The organism is Algoriphagus limi (assembly GCF_024919275.1).
GTDB classification, from domain to species: Bacteria; Bacteroidota; Bacteroidia; order Cytophagales; family Cyclobacteriaceae; genus Algoriphagus; species Algoriphagus limi.
This window is the reverse complement of record NZ_JANWGH010000001.1, coordinates 1,468,135-1,486,413: the sequence shown is the minus strand read 5'-3', so window position 1 is coordinate 1,486,413 and position 18,279 is coordinate 1,468,135. Positions and strand designations below refer to the sequence as shown.

General features: G+C 41.6%; 15 protein-coding genes. 3 read left to right on the top strand and 12 right to left on the bottom strand.

The annotated features are described in order from the left end of the window. Positions 1–94 precede the first annotated feature (94 nt). The 3 genes from NY014_RS06490 to purL form a co-directional block, all read right to left on the bottom strand. A complete protein-coding gene (locus NY014_RS06490; RefSeq protein ID WP_259413745.1) occupies positions 95–892 on the bottom strand; it encodes a hypothetical protein in 798 nt (265 codons plus the stop codon). Between the two features lies 1 nt (position 893). Continuing rightward, the gene (locus NY014_RS06485) at positions 894–2,612 is read right to left on the bottom strand and encodes an amidohydrolase (RefSeq protein WP_259413744.1); all 1,719 of its coding nucleotides are present in this window, start codon (positions 2,610–2,612) and stop codon (positions 894–896) included. 135 nt (positions 2,613–2,747) lie between these two features. Beyond that, complete coding sequence (gene purL / locus NY014_RS06480; RefSeq protein WP_259413743.1) at positions 2,748–6,428, bottom strand: phosphoribosylformylglycinamidine synthase; 3,681 nt, start codon at positions 6,426–6,428, stop codon at positions 2,748–2,750. A 206-nt stretch (positions 6,429–6,634) separates the two neighbouring features. Between purL and NY014_RS06475 the strand changes: the two genes are divergently transcribed. Continuing rightward, positions 6,635–8,152, top strand: coding sequence for a S10 family peptidase (locus NY014_RS06475; RefSeq protein WP_259413742.1), 1,518 nt, complete (start codon positions 6,635–6,637; stop codon positions 8,150–8,152). 15 nt (positions 8,153–8,167) lie between these two features. Then, on the top strand, positions 8,168–9,265 hold the full coding sequence (locus tag NY014_RS06470; RefSeq protein WP_259413741.1) for a serine hydrolase domain-containing protein: 1,098 nt from the start codon (positions 8,168–8,170) through the stop codon (positions 9,263–9,265). A 39-nt stretch (positions 9,266–9,304) separates the two neighbouring features. Here NY014_RS06470 and NY014_RS06465 read toward each other — a convergent pair whose 3' ends face one another. From NY014_RS06465 to NY014_RS06455, 3 genes are all read right to left on the bottom strand, one after another. Then, on the bottom strand, positions 9,305–9,688 hold the full coding sequence (locus tag NY014_RS06465; RefSeq protein ID WP_259413740.1) for a response regulator: 384 nt from the start codon (positions 9,686–9,688) through the stop codon (positions 9,305–9,307). 158 nt (positions 9,689–9,846) lie between these two features. Then, positions 9,847–11,475, bottom strand: coding sequence for a chaperonin GroEL (groL, locus tag NY014_RS06460; protein WP_259413739.1), 1,629 nt, complete (start codon positions 11,473–11,475; stop codon positions 9,847–9,849). 33 nt (positions 11,476–11,508) lie between these two features. Beyond that, positions 11,509–11,787: a co-chaperone GroES gene (locus NY014_RS06455; protein WP_135073596.1), complete on the bottom strand. Its 279-nt coding sequence runs from the start codon at positions 11,785–11,787 to the stop codon at positions 11,509–11,511. Positions 11,788–12,005: 218 nt separating this feature from the next. On the opposite strand from NY014_RS06455, the gene NY014_RS06450 reads away from it, so the two are divergent. Next, positions 12,006–12,716 carry a hypothetical protein gene (locus NY014_RS06450; protein WP_259413738.1) on the top strand — a complete coding sequence of 237 codons (711 nt, stop codon included), beginning with the start codon at positions 12,006–12,008 and terminating at the stop codon, positions 12,714–12,716. A gap of 5 nt (positions 12,717–12,721) precedes the next feature. Here the strand turns inward: NY014_RS06450 and NY014_RS06445 are convergent, their stop codons facing one another. From NY014_RS06445 to miaB, 6 genes are all read right to left on the bottom strand, one after another. Continuing rightward, positions 12,722–13,654, bottom strand: a complete 933-nt coding sequence (locus NY014_RS06445; protein ID WP_259413737.1) for a sterol desaturase family protein — start codon at positions 13,652–13,654, stop codon at positions 12,722–12,724. A gap of 135 nt (positions 13,655–13,789) precedes the next feature. Beyond that, the gene (gene secG / locus NY014_RS06440; protein ID WP_135073590.1) at positions 13,790–14,149 is read right to left on the bottom strand and encodes a preprotein translocase subunit SecG; all 360 of its coding nucleotides are present in this window, start codon (positions 14,147–14,149) and stop codon (positions 13,790–13,792) included. A gap of 4 nt (positions 14,150–14,153) precedes the next feature. Next, entirely contained in the window at positions 14,154–14,903 is a 750-nt protein-coding gene (locus NY014_RS06435; protein ID WP_494337111.1) for a DUF8458 domain-containing protein, read from the bottom strand. A 27-nt stretch (positions 14,904–14,930) separates the two neighbouring features. Further along, a complete protein-coding gene (lptE, locus tag NY014_RS06430) occupies positions 14,931–15,440 on the bottom strand; it encodes an LPS assembly lipoprotein LptE (protein ID WP_259414139.1) in 510 nt (169 codons plus the stop codon). A 16-nt stretch (positions 15,441–15,456) separates the two neighbouring features. After that, positions 15,457–16,749 carry a sigma-54 interaction domain-containing protein gene (locus NY014_RS06425; RefSeq protein ID WP_259413735.1) on the bottom strand — a complete coding sequence of 431 codons (1,293 nt, stop codon included), beginning with the start codon at positions 16,747–16,749 and terminating at the stop codon, positions 15,457–15,459. Continuing rightward, a complete protein-coding gene (gene miaB / locus NY014_RS06420) occupies positions 16,746–18,224 on the bottom strand; it encodes a tRNA (N6-isopentenyl adenosine(37)-C2)-methylthiotransferase MiaB (protein ID WP_259413734.1) in 1,479 nt (492 codons plus the stop codon). Before miaB ends, NY014_RS06425 begins: the two co-directional genes overlap by 4 nt. Between the last annotated feature and the right edge of the window lie 55 nt (positions 18,225–18,279).

Here is an 18,279-nt window from a genome sequence, read left to right as displayed (position 1 = left end):
GCTACTTGAATCCTAACTGATTTTGATAGAAATCACGCGTAACCTTTTTGTTGCGCAAGGGTGATTTGGAGTGAATGTCTGTTGGTGCAGGGTTTTATTTGGGAAAAAGCAAAACAAAGATAGCTCGGATTCCCCAGCTCGCTGAATTCCCATTTCCATAATGGATCCGAGGGCCAATTGCGATTTGGGAGGCTTGCTTTCCAATTGTGATAACTTTGGAACCAACCAAATTAAGTGTACCTGAAGTCGCATCTGCTTCCCAATTTTGAGTTAGTTCGGTGTTGAGGGTAATCGCTTTTCCTCCAGGAAAATTTTTAGCGATGAAGGGTTGAATAAATGTAGAATTCACGTCGGCTCGGTTTTCATTTCCTGCTACAGAGAAAATATGATTAACCAATCCACCGATTGTAAAACTGCCTACCTGTTTCAAGGCAACGGCTGTAGGACCCAAACCAAACTTTTCAGTTCCCAATGAATTATTGCTGGCAGTTGGGATTAAGAGAGCTGGTCCAATGCCCCATATAAGTCCGCCACTTGTTGGTTCTTTTGGAGAAAAGAACCCGCTTACAAGTACATCACTCAGGCCTGATTGTTTTCCGCTTTCTCCAAAAACATTGTTTTGGGAAATTACCGGTACAATTACCCGAGCTATGAGATTCCAATCTTCCCCAATACTAATTGGAATGACAGGCTGGAAATTCAAGGTATATCGGGTACCGTCATTCGGTCCTATTCCAAAATCGAAATTGTTTTGAAACGGAACGCTGATCAGGCTTGCAACTGGGTTTTGGAGTTGCTTGGCTAAATCATCTGCTGAACTGGTACTCGATTCCTGAGCCTCTAGCAAAAAGGGTAGAAAAAGCGGGAGAAAAAGTAGAATGATTTTTTTCATTTTAATTGGATTTAGAAAATACAGTTTGTCCTTCTTTAATGGTCTCAAGGACCTGGATATCTTTGATTGCGTCAGATTTTACTTTGAGAGGATTTTGATCCAAAATCACGAGATCAGCTAACTTTCCAGCTTTTAAGCTTCCTTTCCTATCCTCTTCAAAATGCTGATAGGCAGACCAAATCGTAATAGCTTGAAGTGCTTCATAGGGGGTTAACCGTTCATCCTCTCCAATGATTGCTCCAGATCGAGAAGTTCGGTTTACAGCGGTCCAAACCACCCTCATTAAATTTGGTAAGGCTACTGGAGCATCGGTATGAATAGTGATTTTTACGCCTTTGTTCAATGCTGTTCGCACCGGGCTGATTTTATTTCCCAATTCATCACCGATAATCTGCTTGTGCCAATCTCCCCAATAGAAAGTATGAAGTGGGAAAAGGGAAGCGATCACATCCATTTCCTTAAGTGAATCCAACTGATCATCTCGGATATATTGACCATGAATCAGCGTATTTCTTCGATCATCCAATCCGTATTTTTCTATATTGGGCCGAAGTGTTCGGATCAGTTGGTCAACAGCCGCGTCTCCATTGGTGTGTATTAAAGTTTGCCAATGATTTTCAAACCCTTTGGCAAGAATAGCTTGAACGGTTGAATCATTAGGGATGGCTGGATATCCTGCATAGTCTTTGCCTTGTCCATCAGGTGGGATTAGATAAGGCTGGGTCCGCCAAGCTGTTCTGCCTTGAGGCGAACCGTCCAAGGTTAATTTCATCCCTCCAATTCGATAGTGGTTTATATAATCCCGACTATTCCATTGGGAATCCATGTATTGATCAATCACAGCATAGTCGATATAGCTTACCACATCTAGCTTTAAATCTCCAGCTTCTGCATTTGCAGCAAGTAATTCATGATTTTGCATGGCCCGGCCTTCTTGGGCTGTTGTATAGCCATAGGAAAGAGCCATATCTTGCCCGGCTTGGAAAAAAATATCTGCACTTTCCGGAGATTTAGGCATGAAGGCATTGAGCATGTATGGAATGGCTGCCAATTCTTCGAGGACACCATTTGGAGTTTTTCCATCTGATTCTCTTCGAATTATTCCTCCTTCTGGATCTGGAGTATTTTCATCAAAACCTAGGATTTCAAGGCCTTTGGTATTGACTGCCGCAAAATGACCTGAAATATGCATAATCATGACAGGGTACTCTGTTGAGACCTGATCCAAATCGTGCCGTGTAGGAAAGCGCTTTTCCTCCAAAACGGAGTCGTCGAAGCCTGTTCCAAAGATCCAACCAGTCAATTCCCGGTTTTCAGGGGTGTTCCAATCTTTCAATAATTCTATAAGTGTAGGAATATCCTTACAGGTAGCGTCCGGAGGTGCAAGTAATAAGGCTCCGACTGCCTGTAATCCAAAGTTTGCGAAATGCGCATGCCCATCAATGAATCCTGGTACAAGGGTTTTCCCATTCAGATTAACCATTTTATGCCCTTCCCCGGCCATTTGCATGGCTTCATCTGATTCACCGACATATTCGATTAGTCCATCTCGGACAACTAGTGCTTCGGCATAATTCGGTTGATCTCCTTCCATAGTTAGAATATCCCCACCGAAATAAACGGTGGCTGTGTTTCTTGTTTCAGAAGGTTGCTGACAAGACCAAATAAACAAAGGAATACCTAGGAGAAGGAATTGAATTCTATGAATAAAAATCCTCATAATGAATAAAAGTTAAAAGGTTACGATAAATGGCTATGTAAAGCCTTTAAGGTTAAAAAGTTAAGCTTTTTTGATCTTTTCTATGCTAGAATAAAAAGAAAAACTCCCCCGAAATAATTTCCGAGGGAGTTTCTATCAATGATGGGATTCAACCCAGTTTTTCGCATTTATGAAGGCTTCTAGCCATGGGGTAAAATCATCCTCCCGATTCATTGGATAAAATGGCCAGTTCCAAGGTTTCAAACTTCGTTCGATATGTGGCATGATCGCCAAATGTCTACCATCCTTTGAAGCAATTCCTGCTACTGCATAATCCGAACCATTTGGATTTCCCGGATAGGCTTCGTAGCTGTATTTCATGCCGATATGGTAATTGGTCTCAGCTTCAGGAAGACTGAATTTTCCTTCCCCGTGTGCGATCCAAACTCCCAAACGCTGTCCGCTAAGACTTCCTAACATAACAGTGTCATTTGAAGGAATAGTCACGTTTACGAAAGCAGATTCAAATTTGTGGCTTTCATTATGGAGCATTTTAGCTCGACTAGCTCCTGTATTTCCTACAAGTCCTAGCTCCACCATCAGCTGACAACCATTACATACACCAAGACTCAAGGTGTCAGGTCTTGCATAGAAGTTGTCCAAAGCCTGTTTTGCTTTTTCATTGTAGAGGAAGGCTCCAGCCCAACCTTTGGCTGATCCTAATACGTCTGAATTGGAGAATCCGCCCACGAAGACAATCATCTGTACATCGCTAAGATCTTCTCTTCCAGCAATCAAATCTGTCATGTGGACGTCTTTCACCTCAAATCCTGCCAACCATAGTGAATAGGCCATTTCACGATCCCCATTCACACCTTTTTCCCGAATAATTGCAGCCTTGGCTTTACTTTTCTCCTGCCGGAAAGGATCAATACCTGCCTTGGAATAGCTTCCAGACCAGCCTTCAGTAAATTCGTAGCGTAAAGGTTGGATTTTATAATTTTCAAAACGGTTTTTCGCTAATTTTTCTCCGCTCTGTTTTTTGTCAAGCAAATAAGAAGACTTGTACCAGTTGTCTCGAAGTTCTTCGATTCCTAAGTTTAATCCGATTTCTGGAATAGAAAGTGTCGGTTCGAAAGTCACATCAGCTAAGGATATGTAGTCAATTCCATAATTGTCCAAAATGGTTCTGACTTTTTCTACTTCCTTAATTTGGATTAAGACACCTGGCTTTTCTGCGAAAAGAGCCTTGATAATATCTTTTTCTTTTAGTCGGTCTATCTTTACCTGAACGCCAATTCCTTGGCTTGGGAAGCACATTTCAAGCAATGCTGTAATTAATCCTCCGGAAGAAATATCATGTCCTGCCAAAACCAAATCCTGCTCGATCAATTTTTGAACGGCCATAAAGGCATGACTGAAGTAATCTGCATCCTTCACATCAGGAGCCTCATTACCAATTTTGTTCAATACCTGATAGAAACTAGAACCTCCTAGTTTGGACTCATCTTTGGAGAAATCCAGGTAATAAATCTTGCTTCTTTCCTCAGGCTTGAGTGCTGTATGAACAGTTTTTCGAATAACAGAACATTCGCCAACTGTGGAGATGATGACGGTTCCCGGAGCGTAGACTACTTTTCCATCAGGATATTTTTGAGTCATGGAAAGAGAGTCTTTCCCCGTTGGGATATTGATTCCCAATGCTATCGCAAAATCAGAACAAGCCTGAACAGCTCGGTAAAGCCTATCATTTTCCCCTTGATTTTTGGCTGGCCACATCCAGTTAGCAGAAAGTGATACTCCCTGTAAGCCACCTTCAATTGGAGCGAAAACCAAATTGGTCAAGGCTTCTGCAATAGCCAATCGGCTACCAACCTCAGGGTCGGATAAAGCTGCTACCGGAGCATGTCCGATGGAAGTTGCGATCCCTTTATTTCCGGTGAAATCCAAAGCCATCACAGCTACGTCATTAAGTGGAAGTTGGATTTCACCTACAGTCTGCTGTGTAGCTACCCGACCCGTTACGGAGCGGTCGACTTTATTGGTCAACCAATCCTTACAAGCTACTGCTTCCAACTGCAATACTTCACGGATATATCCTGCTATTTGATCGGCGCTGTATGTTGGTTCAGAGAATTGGAAATTTGCTGTTTTGTCTTCGAGAATTGTTTTTGGAGATGAACCAAACATATAAGCTAAATCCCAATCCACTGGTTTTTCTCCAGTTTTTTGGTTCTCGAATTTGAAATGCATGTCACCCGTAGTTTCACCCACTACATAGAAGGGAGCTCTTTCTCGGGCAGCCAATTGAGAAAGGGTAGGAATGTCTTTTGGGGCAACGACTAATCCCATTCTTTCTTGGGACTCGTTTCCAATGATTTCCTTGGCAGATAACGTAGGGTCTCCAACTGGGAGCTTGTCTATATGAATGGTTCCTCCAGTAGATTCCACCAATTCAGAAAGACAGTTTAAGTGCCCTCCAGCTCCATGGTCATGGATAGAAATGATTGGGTTTTCATCACTTTCAGCCATAGCTCGAATGACGTTCGAAACCCGTTTTTGCATTTCAGGATTGGAGCGTTGTACAGCATTCAATTCGAGGGAACTGGAAACTTCACCAGTATTTAGGGAAGAAACAGCAGAACCACCCATACCGATGCGGTAATTGTCTCCGCCCATGACGATAATTTGATCTCCTGCTCCTGGTTCTTCTTTTTTGGCGTATCGAGCATTGGTAAAACCAACACCTCCAGCCAGCATGATTACCTTGTCAAAGCCAAAGTGCTTTTCTCCTTCATCATGCTCAAAAGTCAAAAGGGATCCCGAAATCAAAGGCTGGCCAAATTTGTTTCCAAAATCGGATGCTCCGTTGGATGCTTTGATCAAAATATCCATTGGAGTCTGGTATAGCCAAGGGCGCTCAGGTAAATTTTTTTCCCAACTTCTTCCTTTTTCGGAGCGTGGATAGGAGGTCATATACACTGCTGTACCTGCTAAAGGAATAGAAGCAGTACCACCAGCAAGTCTATCTCGAATTTCTCCTCCCGAACCGGTAGCTGCACCATTAAAAGGTTCTACGGTTGTAGGGAAATTGTGAGTTTCGGCCTTCAGAGAAATGACCGTTTCTATTTCTCTTGTTTCAAAAAAGTCAGCCTGATGCTGGGTTTTGGGAGCAAATTGCTGGGCCTTTGGTCCCTCAATGAATGCAACGTTGTCTTTATAGGCAGAAACGATCCGATTCGGATGCTGCTTGGAAGTTTCTTTGATCAGTTGAAAAAGTGTCTTTGGTTTTTCTTCACCATCGATGATAAAGGTACCGTTGAAGATTTTATGGCGACAATGCTCGGAGTTAACTTGAGAAAAGCCAAAAACTTCCGAATCAGTCAAGGGACGACCCAATTGCTTAGAAACTTTTTCTAAATAGGTAATTTCTTCTTCGCTTAATGCAAGACCTTCTTGTTCGTTGTAGGCAGCGATATCCGTGATATTTTCAATTGGAGCAGGGTCCAAATGAATATCGAAAACCTCCTGGTCTAGTCCATGATAAGCATGCTGAAGCATAGGGTCAATGGAACTATCGTCTTCAAGCGGGAAAAATTCCTCGATTCGTTGAATTCCAGGAATACCCATGTTTCCTGTGATTTCCACGGCATTGGTGGACCATGGGGTGATCATTTCTTTGCGCGGACCGGCATAATTCCCGGTTATGGAAGCTTGCTCAATTTGTTGAGCTTCACCAAAAAGCCACTTGAGTTTTTCGATGTCTTCGGTTGCAAAAGGTTGAGGGGTCTGTACTGCGTAGACTACTTTTTGGGGTGATTCGAAGAAGAAAATCATGTCCTTAAGCTGGTAAGTTGCAAAGGTAAGGAATTGGGAGAAGCTTTGGAATAGAAAATTGAAACTGTGCACTTTATCTAAATAGTTAAAAATTCCAGCCTAATCGGTTTAGTGAAGCCAATTGATTTTGGCTATCTTTCCTAGCAAACGTCATTCAATGGACGGATGGAAAATAAATCGTGAAATTCATAACAATAGATCTCACTATGAAAAAATTTACACTAACCATGAGTCTAGTCTGGATGCTGTTAATTCCGATTATGGCTCAAGAAGCGGCAAGCTCTTCAGAAACTCATTCGGATCCCAAAGCGGAAGTTTTTGAGTCTGATATTTCAGTAACTATTGACGGAAAATCCATTGATCTTAGAGCTCATGCCGGGACGATGGAACTAAAAGACGAAAACAATAAACCGATTGCGCTTTTTGGTTTTACTGCGTATTTCAAGAAAAATCCGGAGAAGAATAGACCTATCGTTTTCGCTTATAATGGAGGTCCAGGTTCCTCATCCTATTGGTTGCATTTAGGAATAATGGGCCCAAGAAGAGTAGTGGTTGACGATCCCAATTACAATCAAGCGGCTCCTTATGAATTGGTGAATAATGAATTTTCCATTTTGGATGTAGCTGATGTGGTGATGATGGATCCGGTAGGAACTGGTTTGTCCGTCCCAATCGGCGAGGCCAAAGGCAAGGATTTCTGGGGAGTTGATCAGGATATTCGAAGTGTGAGTTTGTTTATCATGCAGTTTTTGAAAGAACATGACAGACTCAATTCGCCAAAATATATTTTGGGTGAGAGTTATGGAACGTTTCGAAACTCCGGAGTGATGAATTATCTATTAGGTAGAGGATATGCACTTAACGGAGTAATTATGGTTTCCGCTGTTTTTGACCTCAGAACCTTATTTTTTGCACCTAATGAGGATATCTCCTATATCGTTTACTTACCAACTATGGCGGCCACTTCTTGGTACCATGATCGAGTAGCCAACAAGGGGGGAAGTTTGCCTGACTTTGTTCAGGAGGTACGAGAATTTACCGAGCAGGAATATGCACCAGCTTTGTTTAAAGGAAATCGAATCAGTGCTTCAGAAAAAGCTCAAATAGCTCAAAAGTTGGAAGCTTACACGGGGATTTCTTCCACTGTTTGGGAGCGAGCTGATTTAAAAATAACGGCTTCTGAATACTTCCAAGAATTGCTTCGAGATGAAGAAAATACTGTTGGCCGATTAGATTCCCGATATAAAGGCATCAATATCGATCCAATGTCTATGGATGCTTTTACAGATCCTCAAAGTGATGCGATTTCTCCAGCCTACACCATGGCGTTTTTGGATTATTTCCACGGCCAATTAGGGGTAAGCAAAGATTGGATGTATTCAACTTCGGCTTATTCCAAGGAAGGATTTCGATGGGATTGGAAACATCAGGGAAATAATTTCTGGGGAGCGGATGCAGCTGTGACTACTTTGCCGGATATGGCAGAGGCATTCAGTAAAGACCCGAATGTGAAAGTGTTGATTATGAATGGCTATTATGATTTAGCGACTGTTTTCTATGGGGTGGAACATTCGATTTCTCATTTGGATCTTCCAAAAGAAGCTGTCGATCGAATTATTATGACTTATTATGAAGCTGGACATATGATGTATACTCATTTGCCTTCAGCCAAACTTTTCCGAGATGATTTGAAAAATTTCATTCAAGACACGCAGCGTAAATAATCTCTTTAGCATTTTATGAAAAAACTCCAGTTCCTCTCTTCTCTTGGCTTCTTTCTGTTTGGGTTTCTGCTTTTTTCAAACTTAAAGGCTCAAAATAGCACATCTTCTTCCTTGTATTTTCCTCCCTTAGGAGAGGAGACTTGGGAGAAAATGCCCGTGAATCAAACAGGTTGGAACCAAGGGAAGTTGGGGGAGTTTTTGGCTTGGATGGAAAACACTAATACCCGAGCCTTACTCATTCTGAAAGATGGAAAAATTGTTGTCGAGGAATACAGAGGGAATAGACTAACTGGTCTGGGCCCAATGAATGAAGGGTCGATTTGGTATTGGGCTTCTGCTGGCAAAACGCTCACAGCTACCTTAATGGGGATGGCTGAAGAAGAAAAATTACTAAAGCGTAAAGATCGGACCGAAAAGTATCTGGGTAAAGGCTGGACTTCCATGAGCCCAAAGCAGGAAAAGGCTATCCGTCTCATCCATCATTTGACTATGACGACGGGATTAAATGATCAAGGGGTCGATTTGGATGATACCGATCCATCAAGTTTGACCTTTTTGGCTAAACCGGGAACTCGTTGGAGTTATCATAATGCTTCCTATACACTTTTGAAAAATGTATTGGAGTCGGCAAGTGGTCAATCATTCGAAACATATTTCAAAGAAAAAATAGGTGACCCCATTGGTATGGGAGGGTTTTGGCAGCGAACCGGTAAAAATCACGTCTTTTATTCCAATGCTAGAAGTATGGCTAGATTCGGATTGCTTCTTTTAGCTCAGGGGCAATGGGATGGAAATCAAATTGTCACTAGCGACTATATCCGAGAGATGACTTCCAGTTCTCAGGGCTTGAATCCGAGTTATGGTTTTCTCACTTGGCTAAATGGAAAGAGTTCTTTCAAACTTCCTGCTATTCAGCGGGAATTTGAAGGTCCCATAGTTCCTTCTGCTCCCAAAGATATGTATCAGGCTATGGGGAGAAATGGGCAGTTTTTAATGGTAATTCCTTCAGAAAATCTAGTAATTGTCAGAATGGGAGCACATTCCGATACTTCATTGATTCCCTATAGATTGATACGAGATATGTGGGATCGATTTGCTCCTGTGATCGAATAAGGAAGGAAAAGATTCTTTGAAAAAATAGGAGAGCTAGGTTTAATACTTACTCAGCTGATAATTGATTTTGTCGAGTGAAAGAGGTTTTTCTAAAAATCCCGAAACTATTTCATATTCCATGGCTTTTTTACGGTCTTGAAAATCGATCGAGCTTGAAAGGATAACAATTTTGTCTCTTCTGTCAGGAAATTTTTCCTTGTAAGAATCCAGAAATTCCCAGCCGTTCATGACAGGCATGTTAATATCTAAAAAGATCAAAAGGGATTTTTCAGCCTCGATTTCTTCCAAGTGTTGCAATGCCATATCCGCTCCCAAAAATTCAAGAATCGTATCAGAAATTTCAGTTTTTCCTAAAAGACGCTTATTGATGAGGTTGTTTATCGGATCGTCATCCACAAGAAAAATGGCATCAAATTGAATCATGCAATGTGTAAAGATCAGGCTGTATAACTGCCAAAATACGATTATTCCAATTGGGAGAAAAAGTTTGAGGGTATTTTTTAGGACTGCATTGAAAAAAGATAATCTGTACAAATCAAAAAAGGAGGCCTTGGCCTCCTTTTTTAATGATTTGGGTTGGATTACATCATTCCACCCATTCCTCCGCCGCCCATTGGAGGCATTGCAGGAGCATCTTCTTTCACATCTGCAACTACACATTCGGTAGTCAAAAGCAAACCAGCGATAGAGGCAGCGTTTTCCAAAGCCAATCTCGTCACTTTGGTAGGATCGATTACACCAGCCTCGAATAGATCCTCATACTGATCTACTCTAGCATTGTAACCGAAGTTTCCAGCATTCTCTCTGATTTTGTTGATCACTACAGAAGGCTCGCCACCTGCGTTAAGAACGATAGTTCTCAATGGAGCTTCGATTGCCATTCTAATGATGTTGATACCAGTGTCCTGATCTTCGTTGGATCCAGTTAGGTTGTCCAAGCCTTCAGAAGCTCTGATCAAGGCTACACCACCACCAACTACTACACCTTCTTGTACAGCAGCTCTAGTAGCATGAAGGGCATCATCTACTCGATCTTTTTTCTCCTTCATTTCTACTTCAGTCGCAGCACCGATGTAAAGGATAGCCACACCACCGGATAGTTTAGCCAATCTTTCCTGAAGCTTCTCACGGTCGTAGTCAGAAGTAGTTTTTTCGATTTGAGCTTTGATCTCAGCGATTCTAGCTTGGATCATTTCAGCCTGTCCAGCTCCATTTACGATAGTAGTGTTGTCCTTATCGATGTTGACTTTCTCAGCACGGCCAAGCATGTCAACAGTAGCATTTTCAAGCTTGAAGCCTCTTTCTTCAGAGATAACAGTACCGCCAGTCAAGATTGCGATATCTTCCAACATCGCTTTTCTTCTGTCACCGAATCCAGGAGCTTTAACAGCAGCTACTTTGAGTGCACCTCTGATTTTGTTTACCACCAAAGTTGCCAAAGCTTCACCGTCTACGTCTTCTGCGATGATCACCAATGGCTTACCAGACTGAGCAACTGGCTCCAATACTGGAAGCAATTCCTTCATAGAGGAGATCTTCTTGTCGTAGATCAAGATGAATGGAGACTCAAGCTCAGCTTCCATCTTTTCAGTGTTGGTAACGAAGTAAGGAGATAGGTAACCTCTGTCAAACTGCATACCTTCTACAGTCTTGACTTCTGTTTCGGTACCTTTTGCTTCTTCTACAGTGATTACACCGTCTTTACCAACTTTGTCCATTGCGTCAGAAATCATCTTACCGATTTCTTCATCGTTGTTGGCAGATACTGTAGCAACTTGAGCGATTTCTTTGCTAGTAGAGATCTCTTTGGAGTTTTCTTTCAACTTAGAAATAACAGCAGCTACTGCTTTGTCGATACCTCTCTTAAGGTCCATTGGGTTTGCACCAGCAGCTACGTTTTTGATACCTGCATTGAAGATGGCTTGAGCAAGTACAGTAGCAGTAGTGGTACCGTCACCCGCATTGTCAGCAGTTTTGGAAGCAACTTCTTTAAGAAGCTGAGCACCCATGTTTTCGATAGGCTCTTCCAATTCGATTTCTTTTGCTACAGACACACCGTCCTTAGTGATGGTAGGTGCACCGAATTTTTTGTCAAGGATAACATTTCGACCTTTAGGTCCAAGGGTTACTTTTACTGCATCAGCAAGAGCATCCACACCTTTCTTCAGGCGGTCTCTAGCATTGGTGTCAAAGAATAATTCTTTAGCCATTTCTTTTTTCAGTTTTAGGTTTCGTTAATTCAATTAAAGGATTGCGAAAATGTCAGACTCACGCATGATTAGATAGTCTGTGCCATCCACGTTCAGCTCGGTACCGGAATACTTTCCGTACAAAACAGTGTCTCCAACTTTCACAGTCAATGGTTCATCTTTTTTACCAGTCCCGATAGCCACTACCGTACCTCTTTGAGGCTTTTCTTTTGCGGTATCCGGAATGTAAAGACCGGAAGCGGTTTTTTCTTCGGCTGCAGCAGGCTGTACCAACACCCTATCTGCAAGTGGTTTGATGTTCACGTTTGACATAATATGAGATTGTTTAAAGGTTAGATTAAAATTCCTACTGCCCTTTGAGCGATTCCTATGCCAAGCCATTTTTTTGAAAAAACCCTGACAAATCGGCTACAATTGTGTCAGTGTTTTCAAGTTTTGATTTCTGCCTCATTTTAAAATCTGTCAAAATTTCGCAGACCTATGGAAAAAAATGTCAGAAATGATTACTTTTTATCAAAGCTTTTAGACCTATGAGTAAACTTTCAAAAAATTGGATCACGGAAGGATTGATCGATTTTGAGTACAAAAAGTACCAATTGCTGGCCTATCTTCAGGAAACTGACAGACGATTTAAGGCTGTCCAACTTTATCCGCATTTGGGTGAATTGATCGAACATCACCGGAATTTATCTGAACTGCAGTCGGGAAAGAAAAATCTGTCTGAATTCTTTCCCAAGGCCTTGGATAGTATTGATTTCAAGGAGAAAAAACTCAATTATGAACCTCGCTCTGAAGACCATGAAGTGTTGAAGGAGATAAGCCAAATCACGGATTTCGCCTTGCCAAAAATCGAGGGTCAAATTCAGGAAGGAAAGACTATTTACAATTTCGTGGAGGATCAGGTTGAGTTTGAACCGGTTGGAATTCTACCCATTTATAATCGTGAAGGATTCGTGTTGATGACTCGAGAAAAGAAATCAGAAATTCATGCTTACCGCTATAAGTCGGGATTGTTGCAGATTGCGGGGGAGCGCTTTAGAAGTATTTCGGTGTGGTTGGTTGGGATTTTTCAAAAAACCTTGGTCCGAACTCTGGAGGCTTTGAAGCTGGAATTAATTCGGGAAATCAAGGAATTGCCGAATCCGGCAACCTACAGATTGCATAGTCGGCAGGAATTTCCCATTGAAGAGACCTTGCTTCCAATCAGTAAGCGATTGCTCCTACAGCAGGTGAAGGGATAAAAGAACTAGCTGGCTTCGGCTAGTTCTTTCTTTGTATTGTCGATTTCTTTTTCCTTTCGGCTTTGTCTTTCCTGACGTTTTTTGATGATTTCTGCTCCCGGCTTATCAAAAAGAATCAGCCAGATTTCCTTAAGATTTTGAGCTTTTCGGATATCTCTGAAAATGTCTCGCCACTCGTGAAATACTAGGTAAATGGGATTATAGGAAGTGACAGGTTTGGTGATTCCGTAAACCGGTCGCTCTTTTTCTTCCATAAAAGTTCCAAACATTCGGTCCCAAATAATAAAGGTCGATCCATAATTTTTATCCAAATAATGCTCATCACTAGCATGGTGGACGCGATGATGGGAAGGAGTCGTGAAAATATACTCGATGACCGGATGAAGTTTAGTAATGTATTCGGTATGAATCCAAAACTGGTAAAGTACAGCAATCTGATGACAGATGAAGAACACAAAAGGATCAAATCCCATCAGCATCACAGGAATAAAAAACACGATTTTGATATGCTGGGTCCAACCGAGACGGAAGGATACCGATAGGTTGTACTTCGAACTGTTGTGATGTGTGATATGGGTTGCCCACCAGAATCGCTGTTCGTGAGCTACCCGATGTGCCCAATAGCGGGCAAAATCAATGGCAATGAAACAGGCAATGAATGACCACCAGGTAGCGGGGATTTTAAATGGAGCCAGATTGTAAAAAAACAAGGCTGTCCCAAAAGTTGCCAGCTTTATCATAGCACTGATGCCTACATTGACTAAGCCAATGGAAGCGGCAGCTAAGAAATCTTTGGTGTCATAGGCATCTCTTTTTTGGTACCAACTGATACCCCATTCGACAAATACCAATAAAAACATGATGGGAGCGGCCCATAAAATTAGGTTAGGCCAGTTTTCGAACTGTAGATCCTCCAAGCGGAGAGGTTGATTATTCATAAATAGGATTTGAAAGTAACAGCAGGTTTTAGAAACGGGTGAGTTTGATCCGCTGAAAAAACGCTTTCAAGCAAAGTACAAAAAAAGTCCGCCTTTCGAAAGACGGACTTCATTAAAATTGATTAAAACTCTTATTTATTGATTCTCTGTGGAATCAGGGGTAGATTCTTCAGTAGGTAAAATGCTTTGAGATTCCTGATCTCCAAATGCAGGTGCTACCACTTGCTGCTTTGCACTCTCAATGTTAGGAGACTGAAATTGATTTGCCTCTGGAGTGCTGTAGAATGCAGAAGATGCCAAAGACAATACCAAAATAGAAATAGCCAAAACCCAAGTGGCTTTTTCCAAGACATTTCCTGTTCGTGTTACTCCCATGATTTGAGAAGCACTACCTCCAAAAGCTGCACCTACGCCACCTTTAGAATTTTGTCCTAAAATGACCAAGATTAAAAGAATGGCCAAAATCAGAATTACGGAAATCAAGAAAGTAAACATATAATTAGTCGGTATTTTTCAGGTTTTCAATTAAGTCCGCAAAGTAAGCTGATTTCTCTGGAAACATCAAACTCAATTTCTTATAAATTTGAAGCGCTTTTTCTTTTTTACCTTGCTTGATCAATAATTTGGCAAAGGATTCTGTAATGAGTTCATCCTTTATTTTAGTGCTGCTTTCAGCCAGATTTTCATTGTTTTGATTCGCTTCGATTTCACGAATTGTAGCCAATTTGATGTCTTTTTTACTGAATGCCTTGATCAAATCAATCTGCTCCTGCTTTTTGGAGTCCAAGATTTTCTTCTTTTCCTTCTTCTTGATTGATTCGATTAGATCGTCTGAACTTGCACGCTTTTTCCGGGTTTTGGATTTCGGTTTTTCTTCCTTTTGTGGGGAGTTATCCGTTTTCTTTTTAAGCTTCTCATCCAATTGTACTAAGCTCGCGGTACGGTCCGCTAGATCAAGCTTTTCTTTTGGTTTTTCAGGCAGAATGTCCACAGTCGGCTTGGTTTCCTGAATCGCTTCCTGCTTTTCAATCAGGCTTTTAAGCCAAATTCGGTCTGGGCTAGTTATAGCTGCCCAGCTCAAGGAGTCGGAATTTTTTTCTGGAGATTTTTGAATCTCATACCGGGAAATCAGTACATGAGGAATTTGGAAATAGGGGAAGTTTTCCTGGATCTTTCTAAGTAGCAAAATATCCGATTTTTCAAGTTTATCGGCCCTATTGAGGATGTCTTTGAATTGATTGGCGTTCACTTCAAGTTTTTTTTCAATATAGGGATTTTACCAATTTGCCACCGTAGCTGTGAAAATATCTTGAATGATATTCTTGAAAATTTCCTCAATTAGGCGATCCTCAACATCTAGAAGGGTAGTGGTTCGTGGATCATAATCCTGGAAAAAGGAGAAGCTTTGTTTTAAATTTTCCTCCTCATTGGTTTGATTGATGTATTCTACTTCTACTGAAATCGTCAGCCGCATCTGACCGGCTCGGTCGGGTAAATTTGGATTTCCACTAGATACAACAGCCTGAGGAGTCAAAGTATAGCGCTTGATCGCTCCGGCAAATTGTAAATCCCCATTTGTCCGTACCAATTCCAATTGGGTGTTTCGCTGATAAAATTCTTTCAAAGATTCCGTGAATCGCTGCTCCATATTCGCTGGACCGCCTCCAGAATCATTGAAAAAGTTTTCTACCGAAAAGGTCTGCACCTCTTCATAGTTAATATTGGTTCCAGTGAAACTGTAGCTTACTGAGCAGCCGTTCAGCCCCACTCCCAATAACACTATCATAAGAAATGAAAAAAGTCTATTGATCAATTCCATATTGTTTGATCTTTCTGTAAAGGGTACGCTCGGAAATCCCCAAATCATTGGCAGCGTATTTCCGCTTGTTATTATGCTTTCGAAGTGCTTTGACGATCATTTCCTTTTCTTTTTTCTCCAAAGAAAGTGAATTGTCATCTTCTTCGTGCATGATGTCTTCTATCGCCTCTTCTTCGTATTCAGGCGAATTTCCATTGCTGCTTTTTTGAGAATCCAAAACCAAAGGTAATGGATAGCTTGGACTGCTTTCTTTTGGTTCTTTCACCGGTATTCCTGTGTCCATATCTTCAAAAAGCTCGCTGTGCTTTTGAATAATGCTTTGACTTAAGCCTCCGCTTTTGTAGGTATCCAAAACTAGTTTTTTCAACTCATTCATATCCTTTTTCATGTCGAAAAGGACTTTATAAAGCAGATCACGCTCTGAAAAATCCATGGATTCCCCACCTTGACTTCCAGAAGGAATTGGCATAGGAAGCCGACTGTTATCCGTTGGTAAATACTTGGATAAAGTCTGTGCATCTACCTCCCGATCTTGTTCCAAAAGCGAAACTTGTTCGGCGATATTTTTTAATTGTCTGATATTTCCAGGGAAAGGATAGCGCATCAACAAGGCTTGAGCATCAGGATCTAAAGAGATAGGTTTGACCCGGTATTTCTCAGAAAAGTCTGAGGTGAATTTCCTGAAAAGAAGCACCACATCTTCTCCACGTTCACGAAGGGGTGGTACGAAAATGGGAACAGTATTCAATCGATAATACAAATCCTCGCGAAACTTCCCTTTTTCCACCGCACGAAGGAGGTTCACATTGGTAGCTGCGATTACACGGACATTCGTTTTTTGGACTTTTGAAGAGCCAACTTTGATGAATTCGCCATTTTCCAACACCCGAAGAAGGCGAGCTTGAGTTCCCAATGGCATTTCTCCAATTTCATCTAGGAAAATTGATCCCCCATCTGTCACCTCAAAATACCCTTTTCGAGCTTCGTGAGCCCCTGTAAAGGAACCTTTTTCATGACCAAAAAGCTCTGAATCTATGGTTCCCTCTGGGATCGCTCCACAGTTAATGGCAATGAATTTTCCGTGTTTTCGGAGGGAAAGTGAATGGATAATCTTAGAAAAGCTTTCCTTTCCACTTCCACTTTCACCTGTGATCAAAACGGTCATATCAGTAGGAGCAGCCTGCATCGCAACTTGAATCGCGTGATTCAAAAGTGGACTGTTTCCTATGATGCCAAACCGCTGCTTGACACTTTGTATTTCTGAAGGAGTGATCATGCTAAGGCTGGATTAATTTCTAGAACTTCCCCAAATAGGGTAGCAGCAGTACAATCCTTAATTTTTACTTTCACATAATCTCCGATTTTCAATCCTTCGGAAGGGACGATCACCACCTTATTGGCAGAGTTGCGTCCTTTCAATTCAAATTCAGATTTCTTAGAAGTTCCTTCGATCAAGATGATTTGCTCCTTTCCGACATCCAATTTATTACGCTCCAAAGAAAGCTGAGTTTGCTTTTCGATGATTTCATTTAGTCGGCGTTTTTTCACATCCAAAGGAATATCATCGGTGTATTTCTTTGCGGCTAAAGTTCCTGGACGCTCTGAATAGTAGAACATGTAAGAGAAATCATATTTGACGATGTCCATCAAAGTCAAGGTGTCTTGGTGTTCCTCTTCAGTTTCTGTACAGAATCCTGCAATCATATCCGAAGAAATCCCGCATTCTTCACCCAAGATTTCTCGAATGGCTTTTACTCGATCTAGGTACCATTCTCGATCATAGGTTCGGTTCATTAATTCCAAAACCCGTGAGTTTCCGGATTGAACAGGAAGGTGGATATAGTTACAGATGTTTTCATATTTTTTCATGGTGTAAAGCACCTCATCTGTGATATCCTTCGGATGGGAAGTGGAGAATCGTACTCGAAGTAAAGGGTTTACTTGAGCTACCATTTCCAGCAAGTTGGCAAAGTTCACTACTTCACTAACCTCTTCCTCTTTCTTATTTAATCTTGCTTTATTGTTTTCTTCAGGAGACCATTTGTAGGAATCTACATTTTGGCCCAATAGGGTTACTTCGCGGTAACCTCTTTCGAATAAATCCCGTGCTTCAGCAACGATGGAATGCGGATCACGGCTTCTTTCCCGTCCCCTCGTGAAAGGCACCACACAGAAAGAACACATATTGTCGCATCCGCGCATGATGGAAATAAATGCGGTAACTCCATTCGAATTGAGTCGGACTGGAGCGATATCTGCGTAAGTTTCTTCTCTGGAAAGGAAAGTATTAACTCCTTTTCTACCATCTTCCGCAGCGTTCACCAAATTAGGAAGGTCACGGTAAGCATCAGGCCCTACTACTACGTCGACGATTTTTTCCTCTTCCAGAAGTTTATCCTTCAATCGCTCAGCCATGCAGCCTAAGACCCCAATTGTCATTTCTGGCTTATTCTTTTTGACAGCATTGAAGTGGTTCAGGCGATTTCGGACTGTTTGTTCCGCCTTTTCTCGGATTGAACAGGTGTTCAAAAACACAACGTCCGCTTGTTGGAAATCGGCGGTGGTATCATAGCCGTTTTCCTTCATGATGGAGGCTACGATTTCAGAATCAGAAAAATTCATCTGGCAGCCGTAGCTTTCGATATATATCTTCTTTGTTTTTCCGGTATTCTCCTCAGGGGTGGTTTTATAATCCAGTGCTTGCGCTTCCTCTCCGGAAATAATATCAATGTCTTTGATCAGTTGATCCATCTAATTTGATTTTTTCAGGATGCGAAATTACTAAAAATCGGACAAAATGGCAGGA